13 protein-coding genes are annotated in these 14324 nt (G+C 63.8%); 6 read left to right on the top strand and 7 right to left on the bottom strand.

What is annotated here, in order from left to right; translation table 11 throughout:
* Positions 1 to 23: 23 nt before the first annotated feature.
* Positions 24 to 3206 carry an error-prone DNA polymerase gene (locus tag I4X03_RS21695; RefSeq protein ID WP_223470739.1) on the top strand — a complete coding sequence of 1061 codons (3183 nt, stop codon included), beginning with the start codon at positions 24 to 26 and terminating at the stop codon, positions 3204 to 3206.
* Positions 3207 to 3366: 160 nt separating this feature from the next.
* On the opposite strand, the gene I4X03_RS21690 is transcribed toward I4X03_RS21695, so the two are convergent.
* From I4X03_RS21690 to I4X03_RS21680, 3 genes are all read right to left on the bottom strand, one after another.
* Positions 3367 to 3774, bottom strand: a complete 408-nt coding sequence (locus I4X03_RS21690; protein WP_223470730.1) for a PRC-barrel domain-containing protein — start codon at positions 3772 to 3774, stop codon at positions 3367 to 3369.
* A gap of 76 nt (positions 3775 to 3850) precedes the next feature.
* Positions 3851 to 4894 carry a M48 family metallopeptidase gene (locus I4X03_RS21685; RefSeq protein WP_223470728.1) on the bottom strand — a complete coding sequence of 348 codons (1044 nt, stop codon included), beginning with the start codon at positions 4892 to 4894 and terminating at the stop codon, positions 3851 to 3853.
* Between the two features lie 9 nt (positions 4895 to 4903).
* Entirely contained in the window at positions 4904 to 6076 is a 1173-nt protein-coding gene (locus I4X03_RS21680) for a YjgN family protein (RefSeq protein WP_223470726.1), read from the bottom strand.
* 214 nt (positions 6077 to 6290) lie between these two features.
* Between I4X03_RS21680 and pyrG the strand changes: the two genes are divergently transcribed.
* The 5 genes from pyrG to I4X03_RS21655 all read left to right on the top strand — a co-directional run bounded on the left by pyrG (position 6291) and on the right by I4X03_RS21655 (position 11637).
* Entirely contained in the window at positions 6291 to 7979 is a 1689-nt protein-coding gene (gene pyrG, locus I4X03_RS21675; RefSeq protein ID WP_223470724.1) for a CTP synthase, read from the top strand.
* Positions 7976 to 8830, top strand: a complete 855-nt coding sequence (gene kdsA, locus I4X03_RS21670) for a 3-deoxy-8-phosphooctulonate synthase (protein ID WP_223470722.1) — start codon at positions 7976 to 7978, stop codon at positions 8828 to 8830. The genes pyrG and kdsA overlap by 4 nt, the downstream gene beginning before the upstream one ends.
* Positions 8831 to 8917: 87 nt before the next feature.
* On the top strand, positions 8918 to 10201 hold the full coding sequence (gene eno / locus I4X03_RS21665) for a phosphopyruvate hydratase (RefSeq protein WP_223470720.1): 1284 nt from the start codon (positions 8918 to 8920) through the stop codon (positions 10199 to 10201).
* A gap of 19 nt (positions 10202 to 10220) precedes the next feature.
* Complete coding sequence (gene ftsB / locus I4X03_RS21660; protein ID WP_223470718.1) at positions 10221 to 10565, top strand: cell division protein FtsB; 345 nt, start codon at positions 10221 to 10223, stop codon at positions 10563 to 10565.
* Positions 10566 to 11169: 604 nt separating this feature from the next.
* Positions 11170 to 11637 carry an RcnB family protein gene (locus I4X03_RS21655; protein WP_223470716.1) on the top strand — a complete coding sequence of 156 codons (468 nt, stop codon included), beginning with the start codon at positions 11170 to 11172 and terminating at the stop codon, positions 11635 to 11637.
* Positions 11638 to 11692: 55 nt separating this feature from the next.
* Here I4X03_RS21655 and I4X03_RS21650 read toward each other — a convergent pair whose 3' ends face one another.
* The 4 genes from I4X03_RS21650 to I4X03_RS21635 all read right to left on the bottom strand — a co-directional run bounded on the left by I4X03_RS21650 (position 11693) and on the right by I4X03_RS21635 (position 14313).
* Entirely contained in the window at positions 11693 to 12115 is a 423-nt protein-coding gene (locus tag I4X03_RS21650) for an NUDIX hydrolase (protein ID WP_223470706.1), read from the bottom strand.
* Positions 12116 to 12173: 58 nt separating this feature from the next.
* On the bottom strand, positions 12174 to 13061 hold the full coding sequence (sigJ, locus tag I4X03_RS21645; RefSeq protein ID WP_223470703.1) for an RNA polymerase sigma factor SigJ: 888 nt from the start codon (positions 13059 to 13061) through the stop codon (positions 12174 to 12176).
* 25 nt (positions 13062 to 13086) lie between these two features.
* Complete coding sequence (locus I4X03_RS21640) at positions 13087 to 13551, bottom strand: carboxymuconolactone decarboxylase family protein (protein ID WP_223470701.1); 465 nt, start codon at positions 13549 to 13551, stop codon at positions 13087 to 13089.
* Positions 13552 to 13653: 102 nt separating this feature from the next.
* Positions 13654 to 14313, bottom strand: coding sequence for a glutathione S-transferase family protein (locus I4X03_RS21635; RefSeq protein WP_223470699.1), 660 nt, complete (start codon positions 14311 to 14313; stop codon positions 13654 to 13656).
* Between the last annotated feature and the right edge of the window lie 11 nt (positions 14314 to 14324).

Raw genomic sequence — 14324 nt, 5'->3', positions numbered from 1 at the left:
CGACCGCTTGGCGGCACCATTCCATGTTTCCTGTCCCCACAGCGCAGAGCCTGCCCGACTACGCCGAGCTATTCTGCCTGACCAATTTCACCTTCCTGCATGGCGCTTCGCATGCCGAGGAGCTGGTCGCGCGCGCCGTGCAGCTCGGCTATTCGGCGCTGGCGATCACCGACGAGTGCTCGCTGGCCGGGGTGGTGCGGGCGCATGGCGTGGCCAAGCGCGAAGGGCTGCCGCTGCTGGTCGGCGCCCATTTCCATTTGCAGAATCGCGATGGCAGCCCGGCGCTGTCGCTGGTGGTGCTGGCGCAGAACCGCAACGGCTATGGCAACCTGTCGGAGCTGATCACGCTGGGGCGCACGCGCAGCGACAAGGGCAGCTACCTGCTCACGCCCTTCGACTTCGCAGAGCCGGCGCCCGAACAGGCGCACCTGCAAGGGCTGCCCGACTGCCTGGCGATCCTGCTGCCGGCCTACCCCGGGCACGACGCGGCCGACGTCGACCGACTGCACCGGCAGTGCGCATGGATGGCGGCCACCTTCCCGGGCCGCGCGTGGGTCGGCCTGAACCTGCTGCACCGCGCCTTCGACGACGCCCATCGCAGCACCATCGAAGAGGTGGCGTGGCAGCACCGCTTGCCGATTACCGCGCTCGGCCACGTCTGCATGCACGTCCGCTCGCGCAAGCCGTTGCACGACACGCTGTGCGCGATCCGGCTTGGCAAGGCGCTGTCCGAGTGCGGCTACTCGCTGTCGCAGAACGCCGAACAGCACCTGCGCGCGCGGCTGCGGCTGGCCAACATCTACACGCCGGACGTGCTGGCCGAGACGCTGCGCATCGCGCGCCTGTGCACCTTTTCGCTCGACGAACTGCGCTACGAGTATCCCGACGAACTGGTGCCGCCCGGGCAGACCGCGGCGGCCTACCTGCGCAGCGAAACCTACATCGGCGCGCACCACCGCTTCCCGCAAGGGATACCGGCCAAGGTGCAGGCCCAGGTCGAATATGAGCTCGACCTGATCGGGCAGCTGAACTACGAGCCCTACTTTTTGACCGTGTACGACATCGTGCGCTATGCGCGCTCGGTCGGCATTCTGTGCCAGGGCAGGGGATCGGCCGCCAACTCCGCGGTGTGCTACTGCCTGAGCATCACCGAGGTCGACCCGGCGCGCGGCAACCTGCTGTTCGAGCGCTTCATCTCGAAGGAACGCAACGAGCCGCCCGACATCGACGTCGACTTCGAACACCAGCGCCGCGAAGAAGTCATCCAGTACATCTACCAGAAGTACGGGCGCCACCGCGCGGCGCTGGCCGCGGTGGTGATTTCGTACCGGCCCAAGAGCGCGCTGCGCGACAGTGGCAAGGCGCTCGGCATCGACCTGGCGATTGTCGAAAAGGTCGCCAAGAACCACCACTGGTTCGACAGCAAGGAAGACCTGCTCAACCGGCTGGCCGAAAGCGGGCTCGATCCGCAGTCCGACCTGGCGCAGCAATGGGCCACGCTGGCCCAGCGCCTGCTTGGCTTCCCGCGCCACCTGTCGCAGCACCCGGGCGGCTTCGTCATCGCGCAAGGCAAGCTGTCGCGCCTGGTCCCGATCGAGAACGCGGCGATGGCCGACCGCAGCGTGATCCAGTGGGACAAGGACGATCTCGAAGAACTTGGCCTGCTCAAGGTCGACATCCTCGCGCTGGGCATGCTGTCGGCGCTGCGCCGCACGCTCGACCTGGTTGGGCAGCAGCGCGGCATGATCTTCTCGATGCAGGACATACCCGCGGAAGACCCGGCCACCTACGACATGATCTGCGCCGCCGACACCATCGGCGTGTTCCAGATCGAATCGCGCGCGCAAATGAGCATGCTGCCGCGGATGCTGCCACGCACCTTCTACGACCTGGTGATCGAGGTGGCGGTAGTGCGCCCGGGTCCTATCCAGGGCGGCATGGTGCACCCGTATTTGCGGCGCCGGCAGGGCCTTGAGCCGGTCAATTACCCGAAGCCGGAAATGAAGGTTGCGCTGGAGCGGACGCTGGGCGTGCCGATCTTCCAGGAGCAGGTGATGCAGGTGGCGATGCTGGCGGCGGGGTTCACGCCCGGCGAAGCCGACCAGCTGCGGCGCGCGATGGCGGCGTGGAAGCGCAAGGGCGGGCTTGAAAAATACTACGACCGGATTGTCGGCGGCATGCTCGAACGCGGCTATGAACGCGAGTTCGCCGAATCGATCTTCAGCCAGATCCAGGGTTTCGGCGAATACGGCTTCCCCGAGTCGCACGCCGCCAGCTTCGCGCTGCTGGCGTATGCCAGCTCCTGGCTCAAGTGCCACGAACCGGCGGCCTTCATGTGCGCGCTGCTCAACAGCCAGCCGATGGGCTTCTACAGCCCCTCGCAACTGGTGCAGGACGCGCAGCGCCACGGCATCGAAGTGCGGCCGGTGGACATCGCCATCAGCGGCTGGGACAGCGCGCTGGAACCCGCCGCGGCGCCCGGCGCGGGCGAGCGGCCGCAAGCCGCGGTGCGCCTCGGGCTGTCGCTCCAGCGCGGCATGCGCAAGGAAGCCGCGGCGCGCATTGAAGAGGCGCGCGCGATCCGGCCATTTGCCAGCGTCAGCGACCTGGCGCGCCGCGCGCATCTGGACCGTCACGACCTGCAGGTGCTGGCCGGCGCCAACGCGCTGCGGTCGCTGGCCGGCAACCGGCGCCAGGCCCTCTGGCAGGCGGTCGGCGCGGTGCCCGACAAGGACCTGCTGCGTCCAACCTCGCTGGCCGAAGACACGCCAACGCTACGCGCGCCGAGCGAAGGCGACGAAATCGTCGGCGACTACCGCGCGCAAGGGCTGACACTGGGTCGGCATCCGCTGGCGCTGCTGCGCGAACGCCTGCTGGCGCAGCGCTTCATGCCCGCCTCGACCCTGGCCGATTACCAGGACGGCCAGCTGGCGCGCGCTTGCGGCCTGGTCACGGTTAGGCAGCGACCGGCCACTGCGAAGGGGGTGTTGTTTGTGACTTTGGAAGACGAGACCGGCAACGTCAATGTGATTGTCTGGCCGTCGCTGGTGGAGCAGCAGCGGCGCGAAGTGCTTGGTGCGCCGCTGCTTGGCGTGTATGGCGTGTGGCAAAGCCAGGGCAAGGTCAAGCACCTGGTGGCCAAGCGGCTGGTTGACATGTCGCACCTGCTCGGCCGGCTCGACACCTCCAGCCGCAACTTCTGCTAAACATAATGCCAAAATCGGATAGTTCCAAAATCGGGGACAGACCACCATTTTAGAATCTTCTAAAATGGTGGTCTGTCCCCGATTTTGGAACTATGTGATCAGAAAGGTACTATTTTAAGTACTTTCAGGAGTGCCGCACCTGATCAGGTGGGTGGGACGGTTATTGCCGTTGCTGCTGGGTGCCGTAGTAGCTGTGGATCTGGTGCGCCCATTGCTGTTCAGCCATGTCGGGCCAATGGTCAGTGTCGAAACCCGGAGCGTTTTCGATCAGCGACTTGTCGACGTCCATCGTGAAGCGCTTGTGCACGGTGTCGAGCGTGAGCGCTTCCCACGGTACCGCGAACAGTTTTTCGCCGATCGACAGCACGCCGCCGCTCGACATCACCGCGTACGCCACCTGGCCGGTGCGCATGTCGAGCATGATTTCCTTGATCTCGCCAAGGTGCTCGTTTTTCAGGTTGTGCACGTGGTTGCCGATCAGTGTCTCGGCGCCCATCAGTTCCGGGCCCGGGCCCTTGTGGCCCTTGTCGGCATACATGCCGTAAGCATCGCGTTGTTCGTAGGACATATCAGCCTCCGTGGTGGTAGGAAAAATCCCAGCATGGGCGTTGGAGGTTGGCAAGTCTGTACGGTGCTTCACTCAGCTAGCGATCGGCGCCGCGTATCGCTGCGCTGCGCTCTTTGGTGGCGGGATGGCTGCCGAAGTAGTTGCCAGCCTGTTGCATCCAGCGCGGCAGCATGCTTTCCCCAGGGGAAGCGGCGTCGAGCGATTCGAACAGTTGCGCCAGGGCGGCCGGCGGCAGGCCCAGTTGTTTCATGCGCGCTACCGCGTAGGCGTCGGCCTGGGTTTCCATGTCGCGCGAGTATTCCATGTTGAGCAGGAGGACTGGCGCGCCGGCAACCACGGCGCTGAAGTCGCCGAACAGCGTTGCCGACAGCGCCGCCAGCATCGATGAGCGTGCCAGCGTTTGCATCGAATGGCGATGGTGGAGGTGGGCAACTTCATGGGCGAGCACGCCGGTCAGCATCGCGCGCGCGTCGTCGTCGAAATCGGCCTCGCCGCCGAGGATGTGCAGGATCATGCTGTCCGTAACGACGATCTGCCCGTTCGGGAAGGCCAGCGCGTTCGGGGGCAGTGTCGCGGCGTTCATCACGTGCAGCTGCATCGGCAGCCGTGGCCGCGCTGGCGCTACCGCCTGGAACATCGCCTGCACTTCGGCGATCCGCTGGTCGCTCAGGCGGCTGTCGTCGAACCATTCTTCGGACACGGCCTCGAACGCGGCATCGCCAACTTGCTGGTCGACTGAATCCGGTAACGCCGCCACCATGCGGCTGGTCAACGCCGGCACGCCCCACTGTACGGCGGCAAACAGCGTCGCAACGAGTAAAACCAAGGCCAGCAGGGCGGCATGCCAGCGGTCCTGCCACCGCACCACGCGCGACTTGCGGTAGCCCAGCGCGGCGGCAATCGCGGCGGTGGCGGCGGGGTCGCCGATCTCGCAGCGCGCGCCGTCAGCGAAATCGAGCACGCCAACGGCGCGCGCGAAGGGTTCGGCCAGTGTCGTCTCCGAGAACGCATAGGACCGTACCAGGTCGGGACCTGCGAGACTGATGGCGCCACCGGCCAGGTCGAGGTGGACCAGGTGCAGGCGGGCGCTGAGGCCGTCGAAATAGTGTGCCAGAATCATTTGCGGCCCTTACCAGGAAAGATCGACGCCGAGGAAGTCGGCAACACCGTCGCTGCTGGCAGCGCGCGATGACTGGGTGACGCCGGCTGCGATGCGTTCAAAATTGTCGTGCGTTTGCACCGTCATGTGGGCCAGCCGGTATTCGTAGGCGCGCACGACCGCGAAAGGGCGGTACAGCCCAACACTGAGCACCGTGAGCAGGGCGTTGACCGATTGCAGCCGCACGTAGCCGCGCGCTTTCAGGTGCGACGAGATCGTGATGCCGGGAAAGCTGGTGCCCGACCAGACCATGTTGCCGACCCGGACCTGCACGTATGGTCCGGCTACCAGATAGAACACGTAGATCAACGCAAGGGCTGCAGCCAACTGCGCGTAGGCAGCCAGTTCAGGTCCGGAGCCGGACGCGATGGCGAACGTGGCGCCGGTAACGGCGAGCGAGATGATGATCACCGCGGCAATCCACAGGCCGACCACCGCGAGGTAGGGCCGGAAGAATTTGCGCTTCTTGATGTCGAACGACGCCCGCTGCGACCCGAATTCCAGGTGGCGATGCTGGTAGCGCTTCATTGCCCCATGCATCAGCGGCCAGGCCAGGTACCCGAGTAAGAACACCCCGACCACTGCGCCTGTCGGGTCGATCGCCAGCAGCGCGGCTGGCGCAAAGAACAGCAGCACCGGTGGCAGGTAGGCGGCATACGCGCCGCGCCCGGATCCGGAGAAATTGAAGCGTAGTCCGCGGTAGCGGGTATTCCGGAGGCGGAAACGCAACGCGCCGCGCATCATGAAGGGCAGCGCGATCAACAGCAGCGTCACCACCGCAAGGCCAACCGCCAGCGAGAAGCCGAACGCGTAGTGGTAGGCCGCCAGCAGCGCCACCGCCAGCACCCGTCCGCGCAAGATCGCCTTGGGGTCGCCGTCGAAATCGAAGCTGGCGCCGGCCAGCTGGGTGTTGCGGTCGAAGTATTGCAGGCGCCTCACCTTGGCCCAGGCCGAGTACACGCCCAATGTCACCACCGACAGGAACAGATTGACGATCCAGATCCTGAAGTATTCCGACCCGCTGCCCGTGAAGCTGAAAGCATGGGTCTGCGGCTCGGCGATGGCGTCGTTGGCGGCGTCGGACGACAGGCCGGCGGTGTCGCCGTCCGGGGGCGGGCCGACGCTGGGATCTGTGGAGTGCATGGCAACTCTCATTGACAAAGGTGCACGATCATATAACCTCCCGTTACAGCGAGCCAGCCTTTTGGTCAAACTAACCGCATGCCATTCACGGTGCATGGCGGGCGCAGGTTCACCAGCCCGGGAGTTGAGGATTTTTGCCTTGTCCTGCGGCAGTATCAGCCGGTTTAGGGTATAATTTCAATTTCCCGCGCGTGCCGTTCGGCACCATTCTGCAATGACCAAATTTGTCTTCGTCACCGGTGGCGTTGTGTCTTCCCTTGGTAAAGGGATTGCCGCCGCCTCCCTCGCCGCGATCCTCGAATCGCGCGGCCTCAAAGTCACCATGCTCAAGCTCGACCCGTACATCAACGTCGATCCGGGCACGATGAGCCCTCTGCAGCACGGTGAGGTATTCGTTACCGACGACGGGGCCGAGACCGACCTCGACCTCGGCCACTACGAGCGATTCATCAGCACCCGCATGCGCAAGGTGAACAATTTCACGACCGGCCAGATCTACGAATCGGTGATCCGCAAGGAACGCCGCGGCGAGTACCTCGGCAAGACCGTGCAGGTCATCCCGCACATCACCAACGAGATCCAGGATTACATCTACCGCGGCGCCGAAGGCGTGGATATCGCGCTGGTGGAAATCGGCGGTACCGTGGGCGACATCGAATCGCTGCCGTTCCTGGAAGCGGCGCGCCAGCTGTCGCTGCGCGCCGGCCGCAAGTCGGCCGCTTTCGTTCACCTGACCCTGGTGCCGTACATCGCATCGGCCGGCGAACTGAAAACCAAGCCTACCCAGCACAGCGTGCAAAAGCTGCGCGAGATCGGCATCTCGCCGAACGCGCTGCTGTGCCGCGCCGACCGCCCGATCCCGGAGGACGAACGCGCCAAGATTTCGCTGTTCTCGAACGTTGAACAGCAGGCCGTGATTTCGGTCTGGGACGTGGACACCATTTACAAAGTGCCGCAGGTGCTGCACGACCAGGGCCTCGACGAGATCATCCTCGAAGCACTCGGCATCGAAGCGCCGCCGGCCGACCTGTCGGTATGGACCAAGCTGATTCACGCGCTGGAGCATCCGAAGGCATCGGTCACCATCGGCATGGTCGGCAAGTACGTCGACCTGACCGAATCGTACAAGTCGCTGACCGAAGCGCTGCGCCACGCCGGCATCCACACCGAAAGCCGCGTCAACATCGAATACCTCGACTCGGAAGACATCGAGACGCGCGGCTGCGCCCACCTGGCCAAGTACGACGCCATCCTGGTACCGGGCGGCTTCGGCAAGCGCGGCGTGGAAGGCAAGATCATGGCGGCGCGCTATGCCCGTGAAAACAAGATCCCTTACCTGGGCATCTGCCTCGGCATGCAAGTTGCGCTGATCGAATACGCCCGCCACATGGCAGGACTGACCAACGCCAACTCGACCGAGTTCGATACCGATACCGACCAGCCGGTCGTCGCCCTCATCAACGAGTGGCAGAACCACGATGGCAAGGTCGAAAAGCGCGACGAAAATTCCGACCTGGGCGGCACCATGCGCCTTGGCGCGCAGACCTGCGCGGTCAATCCGGGCACGCTGGCAGCGGAAATCTACGGCAGCGTGGTGACCGAGCGTCACCGTCACCGCTACGAGGCGAACAACCATTACCTCGGACGCGTCGAAGCGGCGGGCCTGGTGGTGTCGGCGCGTACCCCGACCGAAGACCTGTGCGAAATCATGGAACTGCCGCGCAGCGGCGACAACTCGCACCCGTGGTACATGGGCGTCCAGTATCACCCGGAGTTCAAGTCGACCCCGCGCACCGGCCACCCGCTGTTCACGTCATTCATCAAGGCTGCGCTGGCACACCAGGCAGCCAACAGCCAGGCCGCCAACAACGGCGCGCCGGCTTTGCAAGGAGATGCAGCATGAAGCTCTGTGGATTCGATGTCGGCCAGGACCAGCCGTTCTTCCTGATTTCGGGCACCTGCGTGATCGAGTCGCGCCAGATGGCGATGGACACCGCCGGCACGCTGAAGGAAATCACGTCGGCGCTGGGCATCCCGTTCATCTACAAGTCGTCCTTCGACAAGGCCAACCGCTCGTCGGGTACGACCTTCCGCGGTCCGGGCATGGAGAAGGGCCTGGAGATCCTGGCCGACGTCAAGCGCGAGATCGGCGTGCCGGTCCTCACCGACGTGCACACGGTGGAAGAAATCCCGATGGTCGCCAGCGTCGTCGACGTGCTGCAGACCCCGGCCTTCCTGTGCCGCCAGACCGATTTCATCATCGCCTGCGCGCAGTCCGGCCTGCCGGTGAATATCAAGAAGGGCCAGTTCCTGGCACCGGGCGACATGAAGAACGTCATCGACAAGGCCCGCGCTGCAGCACGCGCGGCTGGCCTGAATGAAGACAACTTCATGGCCTGCGAGCGCGGCGCTTCGTTCGGCTACAACAACCTGGTGTCGGACATGCGTTCGCTCGCCATCATGCGCGAATCGAACTGCCCGGTCGTCTTCGACGCCACCCACTCGGTGCAGCTGCCTGGCGGGCAGGGTACCTCGTCGGGCGGCCAGCGCGAACACATCCCGGTGCTCTCGCGCGCCGCGGTGGCGGTCGGCGTGGCCGGCCTGTTCATGGAAACCCACCCGAACCCTGCGCAAGCGATGTCGGACGGCCCCAACGCGGTGCCGCTGGGCCGGATGAAGGAGCTGCTGTCGACCCTGATCGAGATCGACCGGGTGGTCAAGAAGACCGCCTTCCTGGAAAACAGCTTCAATTGATGTAAATAACACCCTGCACCCGAGCGCCCCATGTGGGCGTTCGGCTTTTGCACGCGACGAATTTTTTACCTTTCCGGAGACTGAAACATGAGTGCTATCGTTGATATTATCGGCCGTGAGATCATTGACTCGCGCGGCAATCCGACCGTGGAATGCGACGTGCTGCTGGAGTCGGGCGTGATGGGCCGCGCTGCGGTGCCTTCAGGCGCTTCTACCGGTTCGCGCGAAGCGATCGAGCTGCGCGACGGCGACATGAAGCGCTATTTCGGCAAGGGCGTGCTGCAGGCCTGCGAGAATATCAACACCGAGATCTCCGAAGCGATCATGGGCCTGGACGCGAACGAGCAAGCGTTCCTCGACCGCACGCTGATCGACCTCGATGGTACCGAGAACAAGAGCCGCCTGGGCGCCAACGCCATGCTGGCGGTGTCGATGGCAGTGGCCAAGGCCGCCGCCGAAGAAGCCGGCCTGCCGCTGTACCGCTACTTCGGCGGTTCGGGCGCGATGCAGATGCCGGTACCGATGATGAACGTCATCAACGGCGGCGCACACGCCGACAACAACCTGGACATCCAGGAATTCATGATCATCCCGGTTGGCGCGCCAAGCTTCAAGGAAGCGGTTCGCTACGGCGCGGAAGTATTCCACACGCTGAAGAAGATCCTGCACGCCAAAGGCATGGCGACCTCGGTCGGCGACGAAGGCGGCTTCGCACCGAACGTGGCCAACCACGAAGAAGCGATCAAGCTGATCATGCAGGCGATCGAAGAAGCCGGCTACGAGCCAGGCACCCAGATCGCACTGGGCCTCGATTGCGCGGCCAGCGAATTCCACAAGGACGGCAAGTATGTGCTGTCGGGCGAAGGCCTGTCGCTCACCGCGACCGAATTTACCAACATGCTCGCGACCTGGTGCGACAAGTACCCGATCATCTCGATCGAAGACGCAATGGCGGAAAACGACTGGGACGGCTGGGCGATCCTGACCCAGGCGCTGGGCAAGAAGGTGCAGCTGGTCGGCGACGACCTGTATGTCACCAACACCAAGATCCTGAAAGAGGGCATCTCGAAGGGCATCGCCAATTCGATCCTCATCAAGATCAACCAGATCGGCACCCTGACCGAGACCTTCGCAGCGATCGAGATGGCCAAGCGCGCCGGCTACACCGCCGTGATCTCGCACCGCTCGGGCGAAACCGAAGACTCGACCATCGCCGATATCGCGGTTGGCTGCAACGCCTTGCAGATCAAGACCGGCTCGCTGTCGCGTTCGGACCGCATGGCCAAGTACAACCAGCTGCTGCGCATTGAAGAAGACCTGGGCGACATCGCCAGCTATCCTGGCCGCGACGCGTTCTACAACCTGAAGTAACACTAAGGCCGGACGCTTGATGCGCCTGATTACGCTCGCACTCGCAGCACTGCTGCTGTTGATCCAGTACCCGCTTTGGCTGGGCAAGGGCGGCTGGCTGCGCGTGTACGACCTGGAAAGCCAGGTCGCCGACGCGCAGCAAAGCGCGGCGGACCGCAAGGCGCGCAACGCCAAGCTGGAATCGGAGGTCGTTGACCTGAAGACCGGTACCGGGGCGGTCGAGGAGCGCGCGCGTTTCGAGCTGGGCATGATCAAGCAGAACGAGATCTTCGTGCAGGTGCTCGGCAAGAACGGCAAGCCGGTCGAATCGGCCACGCCGCCACCGCCTCCGCCGGCGCCGAAAGGCGAGAAGCCGACGCATTGAACGTCAGGGCCACACCAGAAAAAACCGCACCGTAAATACGGCGCGGTTTTTTTTCGCCATGTCACCGTTACATGTGGACAGCGGAGTGGACGCCGTCACGTCGTGCCCGCTCAGGCGGGCACCCATACCGGCTGTAAACGCGAGACGCCGGTCGGCTACCCGGCTTGAGTATGGATTCCCGCCTGCAACGTCGCCCCTGCGCAGGCAGGGGTCCATACAAATCGTGCCGAGCATGGACCCCTGCCTTCGCAGGGGCGACGTTAGGTCTTGCATTTCTAGTCTCAATGTCGTGATTTCTGTGAGCGCCCCGAACCCGATTGATGCAATCGGACTGTCAACAAGAATATTCCGGACACCAGTGCGCCTGCGCGGGAAGGAAGAATGAATTCCACACTTAACGTCAACATCACCTTTTTCCTCTGAGGTTGACCTCTCTCCGCTGATACCTCGCGTAACACTTCTTACTGGTAAACGGTAGAACTGTACATTTGGATGGGGTTTAATGGATTCATGGGCGAAGGAACTGTACTAGCTCATCTCCCGCAGAGGATGTTTTTGCAGGAGCCCAGGCAGACAACTGGTTTCACTTCACTCAGGAGCTCACATGAATACGAAAGCCCTCATCTTTGCCGCAATTGCAGCTACCTTTACTTCCGGCGCGGCGCTCGCGCAATCGTACGAGCGCGATAACCGCAACGACCGTCACGGCCGATACGAGCAGGGCGACCGCAACGACAACCGCTATCGCGGCGAGCGTTATGACAGCAACCAGCGTGCGCACTACGGCAATGATGGCCGTTACGACCGCAATGACCGCTACGACCGCACTGACCGCTACGACGGCCGCCGCAGTGTCCAGCGCCGCCATTACACCACCGGCTCGAACTACCGGGTCTATCGCGGCGGATACATGGCACACGAGTACCGCGGTTCGCGCTATGTGGTCAACGACTGGCGCCAGCGCCGCCTGTATGCGCCGCCGCGCGGTTATCACTGGGTCCAGGCAGGCAATGACTATGCGCTGGTAGCGCTGGCCACCGGTTTGATTGCTCAGGTATTGCTGAATAATTGATGCATCATCTGCTGCCAACGAAAGCAGTCCCGCGAGGGGCTGCTTTTTTTATGGGTTACCAGTCCAGCGTGGCCAGGCGTTCGGCCATCCGTGGCCAGCATAGCCTGGCCACTTCATCGCGCGATGCCCAACGGAAGCCATCGGCTTCCGGTGTCGGCTTGCCGGTGAACTGGTGCGGGAAGAAGCTGGTGCATTCGAGATGATCGAGGCAGTCCAGGTCAGCCGGCGCGCGAACCAGAAACAGGTGAAGGCGCTTGTCCTTGCGGTAGTCGAAACATCCGAGGTCGGTAAATTCGGTTTCCTCGAACACCAGTCCGGCTTCTTCCTTCAGCTCGCGCATCGCTGTTTCGATCGGCGTCTCGCCGGGATCCTGCATCCCTTTCGGGATATCCCACTTCGCGGTGCCGGTGACGTGGCACAGCAACAGCTGGCCTGCGCCGTTGACGATGAGGGTGCCGCATGAAACTGGAAGTGTCATCTCGGGAGCGTGGGTCTGAAAAATACGATTGTGGCACATCCTCCAGGGTCCACGTCAATCAGAGCGTTTGCGGAACTGTGGTCAGCTTGTCCGGATTGCGCATGATGAAGACGGCGGAAATCAGCCCGTCCTCGATGATGAACGATTGTGCCGATTCGATTTTTCCGCCGACATAGCGCAGCAGGCCTGGCTCGCCGTTGATCAGCGCCGTGCGGTAATCGACTTGCAACGGGTTCTGGTGTTCCAGTGACCAGTACACGCCAGCGACCCGGCCGGCACCGTGCAGGATATGCCGGAACGAGTTGACCTTGCCGCCGCCGTCGGCCACCAGTTGCACGTCGTCCGACATCATCGCCTTCATCGCCGCCCGGTTGCCGTCGCCCGCGGCCAGCATGAACTTCGCCAGCAGGTCGCGGTGCGAATCCTTCGGTACCTCGAAGCGTGGCCGTTCCTGTTGCACCCGCGCCTGCGCCCGATGCACCAGCTGGCGGCAGCTCGCTTCGGATTTACCCAGCATGGCCGCGATGTCGGCGTAATCCTGGTCGAACACCTGGCGCATCAGGAAGGCGGCGCGTTCTTCCGGCGCCAGCCGCTCCAGCACCCACATGAACGCCACCGACACGTCGCTCGCCAGTTCGGCCGCGCTCTCCGGCGTGCGCTCGTCCAGCTCCACCAGCGGCTCCGGCAGCCACCAGCCGCTGTAGGATTCGCGCTCCGACTTGCGGGTGCGCAGGCGGTCGAGCGCAAGGCGCGTTGTCGCCGTCACCAGCCACGCTTCGGCCGACTGGATCGCGGCATGCTCCGCGCCATCCCAGCGCAGCCAGGCATCCTGCACCACGTCCTCGGCGTCGGCGCGCATGCCGAGCATCCGGTACGCGATCGAAAACAGGCGCGGACGCAGGGCGGCGAACGCGGTAAGCGGGTCGGCGTGATTGTGCTCGGTCATGATCAGGCAGTGTAACCCCATGCGTTTAAAAGCCCGGCGCCGGCACTTCAGGGATCTGGTTGCGCAGGCTGAGGTTCAGCAGGTTCCAACCCTTGATGACGGCTACCGCGTAGCTCAGTTCAGCGACCTCGGTCGGGTCGAAGTGCTGCGCCAGTTCGGTGTAGGCCGCGTCGGTGTCGTCGCGATGCGGCAGGGCGTTGACGGCTTCGGCCCAGCCCAGGGCGGCGCGTTCGCGCGGGCTGAAGAACGGGGCTTCGCGCCAGCCCGGCAGGGCGTTCAGGTGGCGCGGCTGCGCGCCTTGCTTGATCAATTCCCGCCAGTGCATGTCGACGCACACGCCGCAGCCATTGATTTGCGAAACGCGCAGGTTGAGCAGTTCGACCAGCGGTTCGCCGATCGAGCTTTTCTTGACCGATGTGGACAGGTTGATCATGGCCTTCAGGTTGGCCGGAGCGAGGGTGAAGAAGGGAATGCGAGCGACGTGCGACATGGTGGGCCTTTCAATCAGGGCGGAGCGGCACCCCTTGTGCCCTCCATACCTGTAAGACGTGCATGCCGGCCGGCTTGTGACAGGATTCGCGAAAAAAACCGATTAATCCTGGTCTGGGGCCCCCAGCGGGAACAAATGCCGGTACGGCCGGGCTTCCTCGACTGCCCGGGCGAACGACGGACGCGCCAGCAAACGCGCCCGGTAGGCGCGCAGTACCGGATACGCGTCGGGGATCGGCACAGTCCAGTCGGCGTAGAACAGGGAAGGGGCCGCGGCGCAGTCGGCCAGCGTGAACTCCCCGCCAGTTGCCCAGTTCCTCCCAGCAAGTTCATGCTCCAGCCATGCATAGGCCAGTTCGAGCTTTTCCTGTGCGAACACCATGCCCTCGGCCCGTTTCACCGGGTCGCCGGTGATTGCAGCGCCGACGGCGTGCTGGACAGGGCTCATCACGTGCAGGTCGAAGAAACGGTCGAGGAAGCGGACGTCCAGCGCGGCCACCGGGTTTTCGGGCAGCAGCGATACCGTTCCCGGATGGGCGAGCTGCAGATACTCGATGATGATGCTGGTCTCGGCCACGTCGCGCTCGCCGTCCACAAGGACCGGAAACTTGCGCAGCGGCCAGCGCTGCAGCCATGCCTGCGCATGCTGCGGCGTATCCGGCCCGATACAACGGAACTCGAACGGCAGGCCGTTCTCATATAGCGCGATGAGCACTTTCTGGGTGTACGAAGAAAAGGGATGGCCGTATAGCGCTAACGACATCGCGGGGTCTC

The organism is Massilia soli (assembly GCF_016809835.1).
GTDB lineage: Bacteria > Pseudomonadota > Gammaproteobacteria > Burkholderiales > Burkholderiaceae_D > Telluria_A > Telluria_A soli.
The sequence above is the reverse complement of the archived record's forward strand: the minus strand, read 5'-3'. Positions and strand labels throughout refer to the sequence as shown.